The 16,834-nt window shown below is 37.5% G+C and carries 28 protein-coding genes; 12 read left to right on the top strand and 16 right to left on the bottom strand.

All coding sequences use genetic code 11. The features are described 5' to 3' along the window. Positions 1-29: 29 nt before the first annotated feature. Positions 30-752, bottom strand: a complete 723-nt coding sequence (locus KTI79_RS06685) for a pirin family protein (protein ID WP_032054800.1) — start codon at positions 750-752, stop codon at positions 30-32. A 607-nt stretch (positions 753-1,359) separates the two neighbouring features. Here KTI79_RS06685 and KTI79_RS06680 point away from each other — a divergent pair. The 3 genes from KTI79_RS06680 to KTI79_RS06670 all read left to right on the top strand — a co-directional run bounded on the left by KTI79_RS06680 (position 1,360) and on the right by KTI79_RS06670 (position 4,341). Then, positions 1,360-1,602 carry a hypothetical protein gene (locus KTI79_RS06680; RefSeq protein WP_016141777.1) on the top strand — a complete coding sequence of 81 codons (243 nt, stop codon included), beginning with the start codon at positions 1,360-1,362 and terminating at the stop codon, positions 1,600-1,602. A gap of 305 nt (positions 1,603-1,907) precedes the next feature. Next, a complete protein-coding gene (locus KTI79_RS06675; RefSeq protein WP_009387763.1) occupies positions 1,908-3,227 on the top strand; it encodes an NCS2 family permease in 1,320 nt (439 codons plus the stop codon). 115 nt (positions 3,228-3,342) lie between these two features. Further along, positions 3,343-4,341 (top strand): adenosine deaminase, encoded by a 999-nt coding sequence (locus tag KTI79_RS06670; RefSeq protein WP_032054799.1) that lies wholly within the window; start codon positions 3,343-3,345, stop codon positions 4,339-4,341. 43 nt (positions 4,342-4,384) lie between these two features. Here KTI79_RS06670 and KTI79_RS06665 read toward each other — a convergent pair whose 3' ends face one another. Continuing rightward, entirely contained in the window at positions 4,385-4,942 is a 558-nt protein-coding gene (locus KTI79_RS06665; protein ID WP_032054798.1) for a cytochrome b, read from the bottom strand. Between the two features lie 238 nt (positions 4,943-5,180). Between KTI79_RS06665 and KTI79_RS06660 the strand changes: the two genes are divergently transcribed. Next, a complete protein-coding gene (locus KTI79_RS06660; protein WP_005076998.1) occupies positions 5,181-5,570 on the top strand; it encodes a hypothetical protein in 390 nt (129 codons plus the stop codon). A 70-nt stretch (positions 5,571-5,640) separates the two neighbouring features. Beyond that, positions 5,641-6,207: a ribonuclease HII gene (gene rnhB, locus KTI79_RS06655; protein ID WP_002163155.1), complete on the top strand. Its 567-nt coding sequence runs from the start codon at positions 5,641-5,643 to the stop codon at positions 6,205-6,207. Positions 6,208-6,274: 67 nt separating this feature from the next. Here rnhB and csrA read toward each other — a convergent pair whose 3' ends face one another. The 10 genes from csrA to KTI79_RS06605 all read right to left on the bottom strand — a co-directional run bounded on the left by csrA (position 6,275) and on the right by KTI79_RS06605 (position 12,068). Beyond that, positions 6,275-6,529 carry a carbon storage regulator CsrA gene (gene csrA, locus KTI79_RS06650; RefSeq protein WP_000906487.1) on the bottom strand — a complete coding sequence of 85 codons (255 nt, stop codon included), beginning with the start codon at positions 6,527-6,529 and terminating at the stop codon, positions 6,275-6,277. 246 nt (positions 6,530-6,775) lie between these two features. Continuing rightward, a complete protein-coding gene (locus KTI79_RS06645; RefSeq protein ID WP_016141772.1) occupies positions 6,776-8,056 on the bottom strand; it encodes an aspartate kinase in 1,281 nt (426 codons plus the stop codon). A 209-nt stretch (positions 8,057-8,265) separates the two neighbouring features. Further along, on the bottom strand, positions 8,266-8,481 hold the full coding sequence (locus tag KTI79_RS06640; protein ID WP_009387837.1) for a hypothetical protein: 216 nt from the start codon (positions 8,479-8,481) through the stop codon (positions 8,266-8,268). 1 nt (position 8,482) lies between these two features. Beyond that, positions 8,483-8,725 (bottom strand): hypothetical protein, encoded by a 243-nt coding sequence (locus KTI79_RS06635; RefSeq protein ID WP_009387730.1) that lies wholly within the window; start codon positions 8,723-8,725, stop codon positions 8,483-8,485. Beyond that, positions 8,722-9,162 carry a DUF551 domain-containing protein gene (locus KTI79_RS06630; RefSeq protein ID WP_009387724.1) on the bottom strand — a complete coding sequence of 147 codons (441 nt, stop codon included), beginning with the start codon at positions 9,160-9,162 and terminating at the stop codon, positions 8,722-8,724. The genes KTI79_RS06635 and KTI79_RS06630 overlap by 4 nt, the downstream gene beginning before the upstream one ends. Further along, positions 9,163-9,459: a hypothetical protein gene (locus tag KTI79_RS06625; RefSeq protein ID WP_034677459.1), complete on the bottom strand. Its 297-nt coding sequence runs from the start codon at positions 9,457-9,459 to the stop codon at positions 9,163-9,165. After that, positions 9,459-10,418, bottom strand: coding sequence for a hypothetical protein (locus KTI79_RS06620; protein ID WP_086375967.1), 960 nt, complete (start codon positions 10,416-10,418; stop codon positions 9,459-9,461). Before KTI79_RS06620 ends, KTI79_RS06625 begins: the two co-directional genes overlap by 1 nt. After that, positions 10,415-11,536, bottom strand: coding sequence for an ATP-binding protein (locus KTI79_RS06615; RefSeq protein WP_086375968.1), 1,122 nt, complete (start codon positions 11,534-11,536; stop codon positions 10,415-10,417). The genes KTI79_RS06620 and KTI79_RS06615 overlap by 4 nt, the downstream gene beginning before the upstream one ends. Positions 11,537-11,547: 11 nt before the next feature. Continuing rightward, on the bottom strand, positions 11,548-11,877 hold the full coding sequence (locus tag KTI79_RS06610; protein WP_086375969.1) for a hypothetical protein: 330 nt from the start codon (positions 11,875-11,877) through the stop codon (positions 11,548-11,550). A 2-nt stretch (positions 11,878-11,879) separates the two neighbouring features. Next, a complete protein-coding gene (locus KTI79_RS06605) occupies positions 11,880-12,068 on the bottom strand; it encodes a hypothetical protein (protein ID WP_086375970.1) in 189 nt (62 codons plus the stop codon). Positions 12,069-12,269: 201 nt separating this feature from the next. On the opposite strand from KTI79_RS06605, the gene KTI79_RS06600 reads away from it, so the two are divergent. After that, the gene (locus KTI79_RS06600; protein WP_228148541.1) at positions 12,270-12,467 is read left to right on the top strand and encodes a hypothetical protein; all 198 of its coding nucleotides are present in this window, start codon (positions 12,270-12,272) and stop codon (positions 12,465-12,467) included. On the opposite strand, the gene KTI79_RS06595 is transcribed toward KTI79_RS06600, so the two are convergent. The 4 genes from KTI79_RS06595 to KTI79_RS06580 all read right to left on the bottom strand — a co-directional run bounded on the left by KTI79_RS06595 (position 12,436) and on the right by KTI79_RS06580 (position 14,458). Continuing rightward, a complete protein-coding gene (locus tag KTI79_RS06595; protein WP_086375972.1) occupies positions 12,436-12,705 on the bottom strand; it encodes a hypothetical protein in 270 nt (89 codons plus the stop codon). The genes KTI79_RS06600 and KTI79_RS06595 overlap by 32 nt on opposite strands. 214 nt (positions 12,706-12,919) lie before the next feature. Continuing rightward, a complete protein-coding gene (locus tag KTI79_RS06590) occupies positions 12,920-13,426 on the bottom strand; it encodes a hypothetical protein (protein WP_171304908.1) in 507 nt (168 codons plus the stop codon). Between the two features lie 46 nt (positions 13,427-13,472). Beyond that, a complete protein-coding gene (locus KTI79_RS06585; RefSeq protein WP_086375974.1) occupies positions 13,473-13,784 on the bottom strand; it encodes a bZIP transcription factor in 312 nt (103 codons plus the stop codon). 2 nt (positions 13,785-13,786) lie between these two features. Next, positions 13,787-14,458, bottom strand: coding sequence for a LexA family protein (locus KTI79_RS06580; protein WP_086375975.1), 672 nt, complete (start codon positions 14,456-14,458; stop codon positions 13,787-13,789). A 74-nt stretch (positions 14,459-14,532) separates the two neighbouring features. On the opposite strand from KTI79_RS06580, the gene KTI79_RS06575 reads away from it, so the two are divergent. Genes KTI79_RS06575 through KTI79_RS06550 form a run of 6 tightly spaced genes read left to right on the top strand, consistent with a single transcriptional unit; the run spans position 14,533 to position 16,834 of the window. Continuing rightward, a complete protein-coding gene (locus KTI79_RS06575; RefSeq protein ID WP_086375976.1) occupies positions 14,533-14,718 on the top strand; it encodes a Cro/CI family transcriptional regulator in 186 nt (61 codons plus the stop codon). Between the two features lie 10 nt (positions 14,719-14,728). Then, the gene (locus KTI79_RS06570) at positions 14,729-14,992 is read left to right on the top strand and encodes a hypothetical protein (RefSeq protein WP_086375977.1); all 264 of its coding nucleotides are present in this window, start codon (positions 14,729-14,731) and stop codon (positions 14,990-14,992) included. 43 nt (positions 14,993-15,035) lie between these two features. Further along, on the top strand, positions 15,036-15,311 hold the full coding sequence (locus tag KTI79_RS06565; RefSeq protein ID WP_086375978.1) for a hypothetical protein: 276 nt from the start codon (positions 15,036-15,038) through the stop codon (positions 15,309-15,311). After that, positions 15,308-15,601 (top strand): hypothetical protein, encoded by a 294-nt coding sequence (locus tag KTI79_RS06560; RefSeq protein ID WP_086375979.1) that lies wholly within the window; start codon positions 15,308-15,310, stop codon positions 15,599-15,601. The genes KTI79_RS06565 and KTI79_RS06560 overlap by 4 nt, the downstream gene beginning before the upstream one ends. Beyond that, complete coding sequence (locus KTI79_RS06555; RefSeq protein ID WP_046693271.1) at positions 15,598-15,960, top strand: hypothetical protein; 363 nt, start codon at positions 15,598-15,600, stop codon at positions 15,958-15,960. The genes KTI79_RS06560 and KTI79_RS06555 overlap by 4 nt, the downstream gene beginning before the upstream one ends. After that, a complete protein-coding gene (locus KTI79_RS06550) occupies positions 15,953-16,834 on the top strand; it encodes a replication protein (RefSeq protein ID WP_086375980.1) in 882 nt (293 codons plus the stop codon). Before KTI79_RS06555 ends, KTI79_RS06550 begins: the two co-directional genes overlap by 8 nt.

Here is a 16,834-nt window from a genome sequence, read left to right as displayed (position 1 = left end):
CATAATTTTTATGCGAGGGCTTAGTTGCATTATGGCATGGTTGGAACTTCTTCTGGACGCATATCGAAAATCAAAATTTCAGCATGATCACCATTGGTAAACGATAAGCTTCCACCATCGCGAATACGTGCCGCATCGCCAGTGTTAAAGGTTTTACCATTTACATCAACACGACCTCTGGCAACGTGTAGGTACACATATCGGCCATCAGGAATCGTAAATTCAGCAGTTTCTTCACCATCAAAAAGACCTGAGTAAATATTAATATCTTGTTTGATTGATAAAGTTTTTTCCCCACCTTTTGGTGAGATGATCAAATGCAATTTACCGCGTTTGTCTACTTCATCAATATGAACTTGTTGATAGCCCGGATCTGTATTCACTTCATTTGGAACAACCCAAATTTGTAAGAAATGAACGCCTTCTTGAGCTGAATGGTTAAATTCACTATGGGCAACACCACGACCTGCACTCATTAGCTGAATGTCACCCGGTACAATCACCGAACCTGTACCCATCGAGTCTTTATGCTCTAATGCACCTTCAAGCACATAGGAAATAATTTCCATATTACGGTGAGGGTGAGTACCAAAGCCTTTAGATGGAGCAACGTTATCATCATTAATTACAAGTAAGTCTGAAAAGCCAACTTGTTTAGGGTCCCAATAGTTAGCAAATGAAAAGCTGTGTTTTGATTGTAACCAACCATGATGTGCTGCACCACGCTCGTGAGATAAACGCATATCAAACATGATGTATTCTCCTCATTTAATTTTTTATCTGAGCACAGTTTATCGTAGCGTTTATAGGATTGAAGCTCTGAAAATAGAAAGCTTGGTGCGATTTATAGAACGATCAAAATGAGACATAGTTTTGCTTATAAATAGAAAAGTAAAAAAACAAAGAATTATTTCTTAAATAAAAATGAAGAATTCTTTGGAGAGAAGTTTTTTGTTTATAAGCTAAACAGGAGCACAAAAATTAGTCGCTAAATAAACAATTTTTAAGAAAACTTCATCGACAAAAATAAATTCTTTTTATTTTATTTAAATCTTAATAAATACAAAGAAATTTTAAGCTCTATACACATTTGTCTATGCTCTATCTTTAAAATAACTTAATAATTAAAACTGATAAAAAGCTAATATTAAAAATAACTAAAATAAGCTGTTATAAAATAAAGATACTTTTCAATGGAAAAGTTTAATAATTATTAATTTTCTCATAAATAATTAAAAAATCACCTTTCTTTTCAAATATTTGAGTGAGAGTGTGTTATTGTAAATAAATGTGAAAATATTCACAAAGCTAATTTTTTTTGTTAAGATCATTAACATTAAAAACATAGAGATAATAATAATGATCAATAAAGTATTAATAGTGTTGTGTGTGAGTATTGTCTTTGTATTAGGGTATTGGGCCTATTTAGATAGTCAAAATAAAAGACATCAAGAGCTCATGCGGATCATACAAGAAGCTGAAAGAAACCTACAAAGTATCGAACGTAATCCAAATCATGCTCATCACAGCAATTTAGCTTCCTATAATATGCAAGAATATATCGGTGATAAAAAATTATTTTCTAGTAGTATTGAGCTATAAATTTCTAAGTTTTACAGTGTCATTGGTCATATCTTTTCATAAATTTTGATCATGTTTCTGTTGAATCTGTTAAACTTATTGAACGTATAGTAAAAAAGCTGCATAGGGGTTATGCAGCTTTTTTGTGTTTCAATAGGGGCTGTGGTTATTTTCTATGCATAAAAGTAGAAAGCAAATGAGTGGCATATTTGTTGCTTCATAAGTTTGAGATTCTTGTTTATAGGGCTGAACAGAAAAACAATATTGTTCAGCGACCTACATAGGCGTAAATATTCCACAGTTCAGATTTTGCATAGAGGCTACTTATGGCGGCGCCCAATTCTTCGGCAGGCTGGTTAGAGCGTTTATTTAAGTTAAGCGACAATAAAACCACTTTCCGAACTGAAGTTCTTGCTGGTGTAACTACATTCCTAACGATGTGTTACATCATTATTGTCAATCCACTCATTTTATCTGAAACCGGCATGGATCATGGTGCCGTATTCGTTGCGACCTGTTTGGCAGCAGCAATCGGATGTCTAGTAATGGGGATCATTGCTAATTATCCAATCGCACTGGCCCCTGGTATGGGTTTAAACGCTTACTTTACCTACTCGGTTTGTATGGGGATGGGCGTGCCATGGCAAACAGCTTTAGCGGCTGTTTTTGTTTCAGGCCTTGTTTTTCTTGCAATTAGCTTCTTTAAAATTCGTGAAGCGATTGTCAATGCAATCCCAATGTCGCTTAAATTTGCCATTGGTGGGGGCATTGGCTTATTCCTCGCACTTGTTGCTTTAAAAAATGCTGGCATTATTGTTGCCAATCAAGCAACCTTAGTGGGCTTAGGTGATATCAAACAACCTACAGTATTGTTAGCGTTATTTGGATTTTTAATGATTGTGGTTTTACACCATTTAAAAGTTCGAGGCGCAATCATTATTAGTATTTTGGTTGTTACTGCAATTGCTACTGTTTTAGGCTTGAACGAGTTTAAAGGTGTTGTTGGAGAAATTCCATCAATTGCTCCAACCTTTATGCAAATGGACTTTGAAGGTCTATTTACTGCAAGTATGATAGGCGTCATTTTCGTATTCTTTATTGTCGACTTGTTTGATAGTACAGGTACTTTAGTTGGGGTTTCACATCGCGCCGGTCTTTTAAAAGATGGTAAATTACCACGTTTGAAAAAGGCATTATTTGCAGACTCTACTGCAATTGTTGCTGGTGCTGCATTAGGTACATCTTCAACTACGCCATATATTGAATCAGCTTCAGGTGTAGCAGCAGGCGGACGTACTGGTTTAACTGCTGTTGTGGTTGCAGTTTTATTTATCTGCTGTTTATTTTTAGCACCTCTTGCTCAATCTGTACCAGGTTTTGCAACTGCGCCAGCTTTATTGTTCATTGGTGTGTTGATGATTCAAGGAATCACTCACATTGATTGGGACGATATTACTGAAGCTGTTCCAGCATTTTTAACCATTGTATTTATGCCATTTGCCTATTCAATTGCTGATGGTATTGCAATGGGCTTTATTAGCTATGCATTAGTTAAATTATTCACAGGTAAGGCAAAAACTGTACCGTACATGGTATGGATTATTGCTGCGCTTTGGGTATTTAAATTTATCGCGTTTGGCGGTTAATATGATTTTTATAATTTTCTTCTTGAGCTATCTTAGACATAGTTTTCAATAAGAAGAAAATTATAAAAGGGTGTGATTTTGACCACACCCTTTTTTCTTTAGACGTGGAGTTAATATGAATCAAGTCGAGCTGATTCGCGCCTTACCAAAAGCCGAATTGCATGTACATATTGAAGGGACTTTTGAACCTGAATTAATGTTTGCAATTGCCCAGCGCAATCAGATTCAGATTCCTTACAAATCTGTTGAAGAAGTAAAGCAAGCTTATAACTTTCATAATCTTCAATCATTCTTAGATATTTATTATGCTGGTGCGAATGTTCTTGTACATGAACAAGACTTTTATGATTTAGCATGGGCTTATTTTGAGAAATGTGCCGAAGATCATGTTGTTCACACAGAAATGTTCTTTGATCCACAAACCCACACTGACCGTGGTGTTGCGTTCTCAACTGTGATTAATGGTTTAAAACGTGCTTGTGCAGATGCCAAAGCTAAGTTTGGTATCAGCTCTCAATTGATTATGTGTTTCTTACGTCATTTAAGTGAAGAAGCTGCATTTGAAACACTTGAGCAAGCGTTGCCATTTAAGCAAGATATTATTGCTATAGGACTTGATTCAAGTGAAGTAGGGCATCCACCAGCTAAATTTGAACGTGTGTTTGCTAAAGCACGTGAAGAAGGCTTTTTAATCGTTGCTCACGCTGGCGAAGAAGGTCCGCCTGAATATGTATGGGAAGCTTTAGATCTACTTAAAGTGAATCGTATTGATCATGGTGTGCGTTCTGAAGAAGATGAACAATTAATGGCGCGTTTAATTAATGAAAAAATGCCTTTAACGGTTTGTCCTTTAAGTAACTTAAAGCTACGTGTTGTTAAGGATATGAAAGATCATAATATCCGTCGTCTATTGCAAAAAGGCGTACACGTGACGGTTAACTCAGATGACCCTTCATATTTCGGTGGGTATATGAATGACAATTTCTTTGCCATTCAGCAAGCTTTAGACTTAAACAATGATGAGTTGAAGCAACTTGCAATTAACTCTTTTGAAGCTTCTTTCATTTCAGATGAAGAGAAACAAAAGTGGATTGCAGAAATCCAAAAGATCTAAATAAAAAACCGCCTATCTCAGGCGGTTTTTTTATACATAAGGTTTATTTAGGTTGTTTGGTCATACTATTTAAAATATTGTCTTTATCAATAAAGTGATGTTTCAAAGCTGCAAGTACGTGCCCAACAATAAGAAAACCTGCAAACCAAGAAATATAAATATGTAATGGTTTAACAACAGCTAAAAGTTCTGGATTATCTTGCACTAAACGTGGAATTTCAAATAAATATAAAACTGGAGCAGGGTGACCAGCACTCCAACTAAACAAACAACCAGTGACAGGTAAAGCCACCAAAATTACATAAAGGAATAGATGACCCACGTGTGCCAGAGTTTTCATCATTGGAGACATGGTGTCAGGTAGTTTTGGAGCTGGATGAGTATAGCGCCATAAAATCCGGATAATGACTAAAAAGATAATTGTGGTTGCAATGTTCTTGTGCAACGTAATCACATCACCTTTAAAGGTGCCATCAACGTCATAGCTTAAAAAATTTCCACTATAAAAGCCAATAACCCATGCGACGATGAAAATGATTGCCATCACCCAATGCAGGATTTGTGCGGTACGGGTGTAATACTGAGAGGAAACAGCAGGCATAGAAGGCCCTTTTTTTGTCGTTTTGATTCGTGATTTTAGGTGAAATCGTAGATTTTGAGAAATATTTTAAATGTAACGGAGCGTGCTAAAAACAGAACGTATTAAGCTAAAAAAGCAATTGATGAGCTGAGTTTTGTTCCGTAAAACAGTTTGCATAAATGCATCAAATTATTTGTTTCTTCTAAAGTCGAGTTTAGGCACAATACGCGCTGCCAAGGTTCAATCAAAGGAAAAAATGATGAAAAAATTGATGCTCGCTCTAGCACCAGTTGTTTTAGCTTTAACAGCATGTGCAACAACTACAGGCACTGGTACAGGTGCTGCTTCTGCGCAAACGACAACTCAACAATTAGGCGTTGCTGCGTTAAAGGTTGCTGTAAATGCAAAATGTATTACAGAGATTAATAATGTTGCGGCTTGGAAAACAGCAACAAAATATATGACTGCTGAGCAACGTGATAGCATCCAAACCAATGTGTGTGGTTGTGTGAGCGAAAAAGCTCCAAACAGTGTGACTGCAGTAGAATTAGCAGCAGCTGCACTTGATGTAAACACACGTGCTACAATCGTAAACCAAGTGGTTTCTAAAACTGTAAACGCTTGTGTGGCAGAAGCTTTACAAAAGTAATTAATAAATTATGTGTTAAAGAAGGCTGATTACTATTGATCAGCCTCTTTTATTTAAAGGTAGTGAGTCGATGTTTATTGCTGGTGTAGATGAGGCAGGACGGGGGCCTTTAGTAGGTTCGGTTGTGGCAGCAGCTGTGATTTTAGATCCGAATAATCCAATTTTAGGATTAAATGATTCTAAAAAATTAACTGAAAAGAAACGTGAAAAGTTGTTTATTGAAATACAAGAAAAAGCTTTAGCTTGGTCAATTGCCGAAGCAACACATGCTGAAATTGATGAACTAAATATTTTACAGGCAACTTTTTTGGCTATGCAGCGTGCTGTTGATGGTTTGAAAACCCAACCACAAAAAGTGATTGTCGATGGCAACCAAATTCCTAAAGGAATTATTATTCCTTGTGAAGCCATTGTTGGTGGAGACGCAAGCCATGCCGAGATTAGTGCGGCGAGTATCTTGGCAAAAGTGACACGAGATCGACAAATGGCAGAATTAGATCAGCAATATCCGTTATTTGGTTTTGCCAAACATAAAGGATATCCAACCAAAGCGCACTTTGAAGCGATTGCTGTGCATGGTGTGATTGATCAGCATCGCCGTAGTTATGCACCTGTTAAACGTGCTTTAGGTCTATAAATACAAACACTTAAAAAATTTAAAGCGACTATAAAGTCGCTTTAATTAGGGAGAGAACAACTTCATACTAACGATTGAAGTTTTTCTGTGCATAATTATCATCTTCATAAGAAACTTGATAATCTTGATCAAGATGTTGAAGGTGTTCATGCATTGCACGTTCATGTTGAATACGTTGATAAATTTCTTCGCGATGAACAGAAACCTCTTTTGGTGCATTCACACCAATTCGAACTTGGTTTCCTTTGACGCCAAGCACAGTAACACTGACTTGATCCCCAATCATTAATGTTTCCCCGACACGGCGGGTCAGAATCAGCATGTTTATCTCCTTGCTAAACGCTTAAAACTGCAATATTGGTACCCAAATAAAAAGCTCAACCTCAGTTTTCAGTCAGATTCTAACAGAAATATGAGAACAAAGTCATATTTTGATAATCTCTGCCAAAAAACTTTCCGTTTAATATAACAGAGCCGCTATAAAAAAAACTATAGCGGCTCTGTGTTTTCTTTGATTATTGTCGGACAAGTAAACATTTTTTAATGAATTCTTGACCGTTCGGTAAATTTAAGCGCGTGCGCTGCTTTCACCATGTTCACGATCTAAACCAAAAGCGGTATGTAGGCAACGAACTGCAAGCTCAAGGTATTTCTCGTCGATAATGACAGAAACCTTAATTTCAGATGTTGAAATCATAAGGATGTTGATACCTTCATCAGCAAGGGCAGTGAACATTTTGCTCGCTACACCTGCGTGTGAACGCATACCTACACCAACGATAGACACTTTAACGATGTCGTCACGTGTTGAAACTTCACGTGCGCCAATATTTTTAGCAGTTTCGTTTAAGATTTTTTCAGCTTTCGCTAAATCAACACGGTTTACAGTGAAAGTAAAATCTGTTGTGCCATCTTCTTCAACATTTTGGACTATCATATCCACTTCAATGTTGGCATCACTTACTGGTGATAAAATTTTAGAAGCAATACCTGGCTCATCAGGTACACCTAAAATTGTTAATTTTGCTTCGTCACGGTTAAAAGCGATACCTGCAATGATTGGCTGTTCCATAGTGTCTTCTGCCTCAGTAGTAATGAGTGTACCTACATTTTCTTTAAATTCGTCGTCAAATGCGCCGTCGTCATCATTATCAAAACTTGATAATACGCGTAAAGGAACCTGATATTTTCCGGCAAATTCTACTGAGCGAATCTGTAAAACTTTAGAACCTAATGATGCCATTTCTAGCATTTCTTCAAAAGAAATACGATCGATTTTTTTGGCTTTAGGAGCAACACGAGGATCAGTGGTGTAAACGCCATCTACGTCAGTATAAATCTGACATTCGTCAGCTTTTAAAGCAGCAGCAAGAGCAACACCAGAAGTATCTGAACCACCTCGACCTAGTGTTGTAGTATTTCCATTGGCATCAAAGCCTTGGAAACCAGCAACTACAATAACACGGCCTGCATCTAGATCATTGGTCATGACATCTGTATCAATAGACTCGATACGCGCCTTGGTAAATGCACTGTCAGTTTTAATACCGACTTGACGTCCGGTATAGGATTTAGCTTCCACACCAATCGAATTAAGTGCCATAGCTAACATGGAAATCGTCACCTGTTCACCGGTTGAAACCATTTGGTCTAACTCACGTGGGTCAGGTGTTTCGGTAATGGCTTTAGCGAGAGCAAGTAAGCGGTTTGTTTCACCACTCATTGCAGATACGACCACAACAACCTTGTGACCGTGATCATGCCAACGCTTCACACGACGAGCAACATTTAAAATGCGCTCGGGGGTACCCATAGAAGTACCGCCATATTTTTGAACGATTAATGCCATATCGCCTAAACCCTTATAATTAAACGGGAAAAGTATATTCTTGCTTCCTTGGTTTCATTATATGTACACCATTATGTACATAAATGAAATTGCTGAGTTTATCTAGCAAGCCGTGATTCGGCGGACAGTATATAGTAACGTAAATATGCTAACAATCATTGATCTGGACTAATTTCATCAAGTTTGCTGATTGTTAGCTTCTATATTACTTATATTGCTTTCTTTAACTGTTCTTTCTTTTGGCATTCATTTTCCCACTCAATCACATCAGAAGTGAGATATCGTTTCATTGTTCCGCCTTCTGAACCAAAAGCAGGCGCAGGAAAAGGAATGCCCCAAGGGGTTCTTTCTTCCCAGCGATTTAAAGTGCGCTTAGTAATATGAAACATCTCACACACACTATTGGATGTCAGATATTTATCCACTTTATCTCTCCTTACTTTCCGCTTTAACTTCTAATTCTGCAATTCTCGCCTTAAGTCTATAAAACTCATCGCGACAACTCGCTATTGCACCATTCCAAGCTATCCAACCTGCGTTAAATTCACTTTTTTTAGATGTGCATCTAAATCCACTTCGAGCTGCTTCACGATCTAAAAATCCATATTCCTCAGCAAGATCACAATAGTTTTCATACTGACGTTCAGCATCCTCAATAAAGTCAATCATCCCTCAGCTCCCGATTCACTTGGCACTTTATGAAAGTACATCCAATGAGTTGGTGGATCTCTCTCAAAATTTGCCCAATAGTGATTAATTTCTTCATCACAAGTCATGTAGTCAATTTCTGGTTGAACCTCAGGTGAGTCAGACCAACAAATTAAAACCATGGTATCTATTGGTGGCTCTTCATCCTTAACACTAATCCATGAAGGCACCGCCTGAGCTTTGGCTTTTTCTAGCTCTGCATCACGATGCTTTGCACATCTAAGCCAAGCATCCCAACGGCTATTCATGTTGCTTATTTCTTTTTGAGCAACTTCAGAAGGATTGTTTGATCTAGTCATAAACAGTTCATGCTCATGACTAAAAATAATGTCTCTTCTTCCTTTGTAATATTGGAAGGTATTTAGAAAAGCCTCTCTTTCCTTATTCAAATTAATCATTCACGCCACCATTTTATAAATACGTTTAACTTCATGATTAAGCTCATCCATTGCTGAGCGACCTTCTTTGAAATACTTCAACAGCATTAACTTGTAGCGCTCTTGAGCTGCTTTGTTCATCACACCCTTATCAGTCAAGGTGAGGGTAGCTTTATTGCCTTTAATCAGGTTCACGCCGTGCGGTGTGCCTCTTCCGCGATAACCAGCGTTAACATTGAAAACAATGAATTTCTCGAAAAGCTGCTGGGGTAGCAGCTTTGGTTCGAAAAGAAACTCTGGAGTAGTCTGTTTCGACATTAGAAAGGCTCCTCCAGTAAGTAATCAGGTTCAGCATCTGGTTGAGAACCTGCTGGATTCTCTAACTCGAAGCGGCGTTTTCTCACATACCCCATAAGCTTCGGTTGAATCTGTGGATCTCGTGCAGCCACATCAATTTCAAGTGCATCCAAGGTAGTAAGATCTGGGGCATTTTGGATCTGAACCATTAGAGAAGGTGGTTCACCTGAAGGAGACTTTTCTTTTTCCAACTCTTCAAGTCGTTTGTGAGTAGCCAATAAAAGAGGTTCCATTTGTTTATCTGACCACGTACGGGTATAGCGATAAACTGCATTCACTTCGTCAGGAGTTTTTGATTCCCTAACTCGTTGCAGAAGGGTATCAAGGTTTTTTTGATATTCAGGATCTAATATCGGGTCATTAGTATCTGGAACTAACTTGTCCTTAGAAGTGGTGACATTAGTTTGTTCAGTAATAACAATTGCAGGCTGAGTTTCTGCAGGAATAACTTCACTAGTCTTTTCAGCTTTTGTTTTTTTGCCTCTTTGTTTTTTAGGCTCATCACCAAGACGAATAACACTAAGATCATTATTTATTTCATAACCGAGTGCTTTTGAAATAGCTTTTAATTGAAGCTTGGCATTTTCTGCATCACGCTGCACAAAACCACTATTAATAGCCTCAATGAGTGCAGAGGTTTTAAATCCAACAATATAAATGGAAGGTAAATATGTATTAATTACAAAAACATCCTGACCCTCTTTATACTCATCAATTGTCAATGGTCTAGTGAAGGTAATGCCTGCCAATTCAATAGTTTCAAGTTTGATGCAGAATTCATAGCCAGATTTAGCAAAGATGGTTGCAGGGAATTGGTCTAATTCCGAAAATTCCAGCATGTCACCCACTGGTCTACATAGAACCTTGAAGCCATTTAGAAGAGCATCAAAAGCTTCTGAAGCTGTAATTATATTATTCATGCTGTCATTCCCGTTTTTGCTAAAGTTTCAATGTCTTGTTTAACTGCCGTAAGTTTTGCCGCTTCAATTTGAGTAAGTGCATCAATACCGAAGTGTTCACATACTGTTTTCACATCGAGGCCACGTTCAGCAATAAAGTTTTGAAGTTCATCTCTTTGTTGATCTGAGATACCGTTAAATTCTGGTGGACTAATCCAAGTGCCACGTTGTTTATCAAACGTGCAATTCAATGCTTTAGCTCTCATTAACATTGCTTGTCGCATGTTCTGGTAATACATTTGTTCTTTATCAAGCGACTCAGTTAATTGATTTAGATCACCAGCATGTTCAGCTTCTTCACAGCTTTGTTTCCAATTTTCTAACTCTTCTTGAGCTTTAGCTGCAGCAAGTTGTGCCGGTGTTAAAGTGTTGATGTGGTCCTTAGCTTGAGCGATAAGATCAGCTAAGAAAGTTGGATGAGATTTAAGATCCGGAACCCATACCTCACCAGTTTCACCACCTAATGCACCTGAGTTTTTCGCGTGGTGAGTAGGAGAAGGTTTGAAACTGATTACACGGGCATTTTTACCTTCACTTGTCGTAACGGTTGTTAGATAGCCCATAATGTCTGCAATACGATAAAGCTCATTACGGTTTTTACCTCCTAGATCTGGTCGGTAAATAATTTGATCACCGTTTTGATCTTCTGAAGCATGGGCAATGAAAACGACATCTTTACCTAGACTGATTAAAGTGTTGATGTACTGCTTGAAGGTTTGATTCGCTAAACCTTGAGCCTTTAACTTTAAAGAGCCATCTTTTTGACGGTTATTAGCGGTTAGCAATAGATGGGTTTTAATGCATTCAAGCATTGCGCCAACGGTATCAATGATTACAGTTTTATAAGGTGTTAATTCTTGAGGAGTCAGGTTTGCTACATCACTCCATTGTTGAACCTGCACAACCGCGCCACGACGTAATTCACCAGTACGGTGAGCTCCACGGTCAAAGTCAAAAGAAATTGCTTTTTCCGCAGTAAAGCCCATTGATGATTTACCCAAACCCGGATCAGCGTATAGATACACAATAATTGCTTGAACCAATAAAGTTTGGTCAGCAGTAATAATCGGTAGAGCCATTTTTCTTATCCTTATTTTGAACCAGTAAAGCCGCGCTTCTTCTTATAAGCTTTGCGGTCATATGAAGGGATGTTGTTAAGTTCTAGGGCAGTTGCTAATGCTTTTTTGCGCTGGAAGCTAATTTCATTCATTAAGCTTGCGTAAACCTTAGGGCGCTTTGCCTTAAACTCTTCGACATTTAAAGGAGTTTTCACTTCGCCTTTTACGGTGTACAGCACACTGCCGTTTGCATTAGCTGCATAAACAGTCCACCCGATACGTACAGAGTAGAGATCTGTTAAGCGGTCATGGCCGATATAGGCTTTAATACCATCTGGATGTGGTTTGAATTGAGCATTCATGATTAGCCTCCCATCATCCAAGATGCTGCAGTTATAGCAATGACCCAAAGAATGAATGAGAGGGCAATAAACTTAATAAAGTCGATTGCATTGGCTTTAATAGTGGCGAAACGAGAAGGGCGCTGTTCTTCAACAGTAGGGTGTTGATATAAGCGTGATGTGGTTTGACTAGGAATAGGGTTTTGTTTCATACTTGCCTCGCGTTATGCAAAGCCCCGTCGCCGTCCAAAGTTTCGGGGCTTTTTGTTGTTCGTGAGACAAATATAAGAAAACTTAGTTTTTTAGTCAATATAAAAATAAGTAATCTTAAATTTTATTTTAAGAAAACTTATTCCTGTGTTTTAATAGTTTAAAGAAAACCCACTTGGACGGTGGGTTCGATGGAGTTTGTTATGAAAGAAATAGCACTTATTCCTAAAGGCGCAAAAGTGCAGATTATGGGATGCACCTACACATTAATTGAAGAGGCTAATGTGGAAGGATATCAATCCCAACTTAATGATATTTTAAAAGCACAAAAAGACTTTGATGAGGAGATAAGAATATGTGGTTCTAGATTTATGAATTCAGCCAACCAGCCACATCTTTAGGTATGTTCCATGATCCCCAATTGTTAGTTTTAACTTCAATTACAAATAAAACATCATCGGCATCCATATAATCTTTTAGGAAATCTCTGATCTGACCAGCTGTTTTATTTGAATAAATAATCCATTGTGACTTGGTAGGTCTAGCCCAGTTGTCTCCTGAAACTTTTCTAATACCATCTATCATTTTTGCATAGTCTTTAGATTTAATAAGATCATAAGTTACTGAGTAAATTGTCATAGATTCTTCTCCGCCCGATAAGTTTTGAAGTGCTGTGTCGGGTTCACAGTTTAGGTGTATATGAAAATCGAAAATTTAATATTTATTAAAAACAGGCTCTTTTCGAACTCTACTCAAATTTATTTTGAAGATATACCTTTAGAATGCGATGAGTTCTATGTGCCAGTTGGCAATTACACCAAACTAATTGGATTTCTAAAGTTTAAAAAAATAGCTAGGAAAGGCTGCTTTGAATTATCCGAATTAGTGTCCCTAGATTATCCCAACCCAAATCCACAATTTTCGTTGTCAGGTGTTTTATACTCTCGCCAGAAAGCGATCGAAGCCCATCAATCAATTTGTGCTTATCAGCAGGCGGTAAGTCGGCTGCCATAATTTTAGATTCAAGAATAGCTTTCAGTTGAACGGCTTCAAATTTAACAGTCACAACCCCGAGAATTGCAGATAAGCCGCCATCATCAGCCAGAAAATCCAGCCCATTCTGGTTGATTGTGGAACTGCCAAATTGAAATTTTTTAATACCTTTATCCCCGATAGATGTCGAAACGATTACACTATTGGGTTCTACAAGTTTGTGCTGCATTAGGTAGTATAAATTAGCAATAGCTGCATCATATTCAACAGTTTCGCGATTATATTCTTTATTAAAATCATAGAAATTAGGATAAGCTGAACTCATCTTTTTTAATAACTTTAGTTGCAATTCTCTATTAAGTATCAAAATAAATTCCTTATATTTTTTGCTAGTAATTTTAAAGTTGTTAAGCCTAATAATTTGAATTTGGATTGTTTTCTATTTCACTATTTAAATTTTCAAGAGCATTATCCGCATCAGGAACTACATCGCGCCAATTCTCATTCTCTAGTCTTTCAAATTGATCATTAACTTCCTCTGTTTTTGTTTCTAAATTAACTATATGCTCTTCTAACTGTGCAACTTTTTCTTCAAGTTCAGCAATTTTTGCATCCTTTTCGAAAACCATAGCGTCATATTCAGCTTGGCTAATGGGTCCTTTACAACCTATTAAACTAATAATGGGCAAAAAATATAGAATTGAATATAACTTTAAACTTTTCATTTTTAACTTTTACGTACTCTTCTTTTTCCTCGATATGTATATCTCATAGAGTCAATAACTTGACCAATAAAATAACAATCTTCATCTATGGGAATGATATTGGGATGAAAGTTAGGATTTAATGCTTGTAAAAAACGAGATCCATCTGATTCAATTACTAATTTTTTAAATGTCGCATCTTTATCTTTTCGAACAACAATAATATCTCCAGATTGCATATCCGAATAATAAACTGTTGGGTCTACAACAATATAATCACCCTCAATAAAATCTGGTTCATTACTTACACCGCGAACTTTTAAATAAAAGCATTTATCGCAATCTTCAGGTAAAGGGAACCATTCTGTCACTTGAGACATATCAACAGATTCAACATTAGTAAAGTTTCCCGCTTGAACCCATGAGAGAACTGGGGCCATGCGTGCTTGTACAGGAGCTACATTAGTTGACTCCTGATCAGGAAATTCACCTTTGCCAGTTAATATATATTCTGTCGTAACTCCAAATGCATTTGCCATAGCCTCTAATGAAGCAGCTTTCGGTAAATAGCTATCTTTTTCCCATTCAGTTACAGCGGGCGAACTTACTCCTGCAATTTTAGCTAATTGCATTTGAGTTAATTTTTTTGCACGTCTAAGCGCACGTATGCGCTGACCAATAGTATCTGTCTTCATATAAGTTATCTTACATATTGCTTTCATAAGTTTTCTTTGATTTAATGATAAGAAATCTTACTTTTGGTGTGATTATGACTAAACAAGAAGCATTTAACTTGCTTGGGGTGAATGGGGTTGAATTAGCCGGATTGTTAGGTATTGAGCCTTCTGCGGTTTATCAGTGGCCTGAAGAAAAAATCCCATTAGCCCGCGAGTACCAAATTCGCGATTTAGCCGAAGGAAAAGTGCCACTAAAACACAAAGCCGTTGCTGAATAAGGAATTTTTCATGAGCCTCGAAAAAGAAGACCTTAGATTGAAGATGCTTCCAGACATGATGGAGCGTTTGAGATTGATCGCGGATGTCCGTGGCAATGAGTATGCGCATCAAGCTGTAGTCCTCTTAGAAAAAGCCCTTATGGGTGAATATCATGAAGTTAGCTTAATGCTTGAAAGAGCAGATAAAAATAGGCAGAAGAGGGAGCGTCTGGGCATACGCGGGAAAGTTGGATTAAACCCAGATTCACATATTTTAGAAATTAAAAAAGCCTGATGGTCAAGATCAGGCTTTTAGGCATTCAGTCGAGGTGAATCAAATGAATAAAACTAATTTATCAAATCAATCAATGAATAGCAACGATCTAGAGTTTTTAGTGGGTGATATGGTGGTGCTTACTGAAGAGTGCCGTACTTTTAAATCAAATGATTTGTTTGAAGTTAAAAACAAAACTTTGACTAGTTTATGGACCATCAAATCAGAGAATCATTTGATTCTGGTTTCTTCAAAAGAAATCCGCACAGCAACAGTAGCAGAGCTCAACGCTAAACGCCGCCTAACAAAAGCTGAGCAAGCATTAGCGGAGGTGTCATGAATAGCTTTCAGCAAATCAAAGATTCTCGTCAGCAAAGTGAAATCCAATCTTTTTATGAGCCTGCATTGCGAGTACTTGGGCACCTATTTGAGGTAAAAAAGCAAAATTTACGCAACAAAGGTTATGACGAAAATAATGCAGCGGTAACCAAAGTTGAATTTTCAGAAGCTATGGCTCGTCAATTCCGCATAACGCAGTGGTTAGCACAGCAGATTGTAACTAGCTTAACCAAGGCGTATTTGGTTGATTCTTTTGGAGGCTATGTTAAGCCAAAGGATGGTGAAAAGTGAGATATGCAGTAAGAAGAAAACAGGATATTTCCGTTTCCACCACACCGCTAGAGGTGGTGATTCCACTGGAACAACCAGTAAAGATCTATTCGGCTAAAGAATTAGCAGCCATGCCACTTTCAGTCATGAATGCCGCAATTGAAGCTCAGGAAAGATTTTATCAACTTGAAGAATTAACCCATATGGGGGGGCAGGCTATAGCAGTTCGCCGTCTCATGGAGGATGGGCACAAACTAATTCAGGTGAAAGAAAAGTCACGTACACGCTACAAAATCAACAACGAGTTTATCCCACCAAGAATTATTCGTCAGTTGGAAATGCGCGGTCTTGTAAAATTGGAGACAAAATCACATGAGTAATTTTGTACCTAATTCCTTTCAAGTACCTAATGCATTCGTTGACGAGGTTTTAAATAAAATCTCTGATGCTGCATGCAAAATTTACTTGGTTATTTGCCGTAAAACTCGCGGTTGGAATAAGGAGATGGATTCCATCTCTTTATCTCAATTTGAAGAGATTACAGGGAAGAGTAGACCGACTGTTGTTAAGTGCCTTAATGAATTAATTAAGGTAGGCTTAGTCGTGGAACAACCGAGCACAATTCATGGAAATACATTCAAATTAGGTAACGATACTAGCGTTGGTTTAGTACTTAAATTCCCTAGTAAAAAATTTTTACTACCTGAGATTTATGGCCAAACTAGTAAAAATTCTTTACCACTGCTAGTTAAAAATTTTAACTACACTAGTAAAAATTTTTTACCGCTACTAGTAAAAATTTTTAACACACAAAGTATCACTATCAAAAACAACTCTCAAAGTAATAAAAAAATAAATAAAAAAAGAGAGTCTGTTTCTGAAAAAACTAAATCAGAAAAACCAACTGTATTTAATCCACGTTTAGTTGAACTACCAGCATGTGTAGATCCAGAGCTGTGGAACAATTTTGTTGATATGCGTATCAGCATCAAAAAACCACTTTCTGAAAATGCAGTAAAGCTAATCCTTAAAAAACTTATCTCGTTTGGCCCTTTGGCTAACCAATCACTTGAGAACTCAATTATCGGAAATTACCAAGGTGTGTTTGAACCACGACAAAACCAGATTCAGGAAAACACACATTCTCACAACGTTCCTGAAGAACCGGGTTATTTCACTCAAATGTACGCTGAAAGCAACCGTTCAAACGTGATTGACGTTACACCAGTGTCACATGATTTTGGAGGCTATTAA

Origin of the sequence: Acinetobacter sp. WU_MDCI_Abxd143, assembly GCF_025514195.1 — a bacterium.
In the GTDB taxonomy this organism is placed as follows: Bacteria; Pseudomonadota; Gammaproteobacteria; order Pseudomonadales; family Moraxellaceae; genus Acinetobacter; species Acinetobacter pittii_H.
Note: the sequence above shows the minus strand (reverse complement) of the source record. Positions and strands in the feature narration are given on the sequence as shown.

What these genes read in the sequence shown, in the direction of transcription:
- KTI79_RS06680 (WP_016141777.1), top strand. Translation starts at nt 1,360, where the DNA reads ATGATCAATAAAGTATTAATAGTGTTGTGTGTGAGTATTGTCTTTGTA.
- KTI79_RS06565 (WP_086375978.1), top strand. Translation starts at nt 15,036, where the DNA reads ATGAATAAAACTAATTTATCAAATCAATCAATGAATAGCAACGATCTA.
- KTI79_RS06550 (WP_086375980.1), top strand. Translation starts at nt 15,953, where the DNA reads ATGAGTAATTTTGTACCTAATTCCTTTCAAGTACCTAATGCATTCGTT.
- KTI79_RS06575 (WP_086375976.1), top strand. Translation starts at nt 14,533, where the DNA reads ATGACTAAACAAGAAGCATTTAACTTGCTTGGGGTGAATGGGGTTGAA.
- csrA (WP_000906487.1), bottom strand. Translation starts at nt 6,529, where the DNA reads ATGCTGATTCTGACCCGCCGTGTCGGGGAAACATTAATGATTGGGGAT.
- KTI79_RS06615 (WP_086375968.1), bottom strand. Translation starts at nt 11,536, where the DNA reads ATGGCTCTACCGATTATTACTGCTGACCAAACTTTATTGGTTCAAGCA.
- KTI79_RS06675 (WP_009387763.1), top strand. Translation starts at nt 1,908, where the DNA reads ATGGCGGCGCCCAATTCTTCGGCAGGCTGGTTAGAGCGTTTATTTAAG.
- KTI79_RS06620 (WP_086375967.1), bottom strand. Translation starts at nt 10,418, where the DNA reads ATGAATAATATAATTACAGCTTCAGAAGCTTTTGATGCTCTTCTAAAT.
- KTI79_RS06630 (WP_009387724.1), bottom strand. Translation starts at nt 9,162, where the DNA reads ATGATTAATTTGAATAAGGAAAGAGAGGCTTTTCTAAATACCTTCCAA.
- KTI79_RS06670 (WP_032054799.1), top strand. Translation starts at nt 3,343, where the DNA reads ATGAATCAAGTCGAGCTGATTCGCGCCTTACCAAAAGCCGAATTGCAT.
- KTI79_RS06560 (WP_086375979.1), top strand. Translation starts at nt 15,308, where the DNA reads ATGAATAGCTTTCAGCAAATCAAAGATTCTCGTCAGCAAAGTGAAATC.
- KTI79_RS06585 (WP_086375974.1), bottom strand. Translation starts at nt 13,784, where the DNA reads ATGAAAAGTTTAAAGTTATATTCAATTCTATATTTTTTGCCCATTATT.
- KTI79_RS06645 (WP_016141772.1), bottom strand. Translation starts at nt 8,056, where the DNA reads ATGGCATTAATCGTTCAAAAATATGGCGGTACTTCTATGGGTACCCCC.
- rnhB (WP_002163155.1), top strand. Translation starts at nt 5,641, where the DNA reads ATGTTTATTGCTGGTGTAGATGAGGCAGGACGGGGGCCTTTAGTAGGT.
- KTI79_RS06665 (WP_032054798.1), bottom strand. Translation starts at nt 4,942, where the DNA reads ATGCCTGCTGTTTCCTCTCAGTATTACACCCGTACCGCACAAATCCTG.
- KTI79_RS06570 (WP_086375977.1), top strand. Translation starts at nt 14,729, where the DNA reads ATGAGCCTCGAAAAAGAAGACCTTAGATTGAAGATGCTTCCAGACATG.
- KTI79_RS06685 (WP_032054800.1), bottom strand. Translation starts at nt 752, where the DNA reads ATGTTTGATATGCGTTTATCTCACGAGCGTGGTGCAGCACATCATGGT.
- KTI79_RS06610 (WP_086375969.1), bottom strand. Translation starts at nt 11,877, where the DNA reads ATGAATGCTCAATTCAAACCACATCCAGATGGTATTAAAGCCTATATC.
- KTI79_RS06660 (WP_005076998.1), top strand. Translation starts at nt 5,181, where the DNA reads ATGAAAAAATTGATGCTCGCTCTAGCACCAGTTGTTTTAGCTTTAACA.
- KTI79_RS06600 (WP_228148541.1), top strand. Translation starts at nt 12,270, where the DNA reads ATGAAAGAAATAGCACTTATTCCTAAAGGCGCAAAAGTGCAGATTATG.
- KTI79_RS06625 (WP_034677459.1), bottom strand. Translation starts at nt 9,459, where the DNA reads ATGTCGAAACAGACTACTCCAGAGTTTCTTTTCGAACCAAAGCTGCTA.
- KTI79_RS06580 (WP_086375975.1), bottom strand. Translation starts at nt 14,458, where the DNA reads ATGAAGACAGATACTATTGGTCAGCGCATACGTGCGCTTAGACGTGCA.
- KTI79_RS06605 (WP_086375970.1), bottom strand. Translation starts at nt 12,068, where the DNA reads ATGAAACAAAACCCTATTCCTAGTCAAACCACATCACGCTTATATCAA.
- KTI79_RS06635 (WP_009387730.1), bottom strand. Translation starts at nt 8,725, where the DNA reads ATGATTGACTTTATTGAGGATGCTGAACGTCAGTATGAAAACTATTGT.
- KTI79_RS06595 (WP_086375972.1), bottom strand. Translation starts at nt 12,705, where the DNA reads ATGACAATTTACTCAGTAACTTATGATCTTATTAAATCTAAAGACTAT.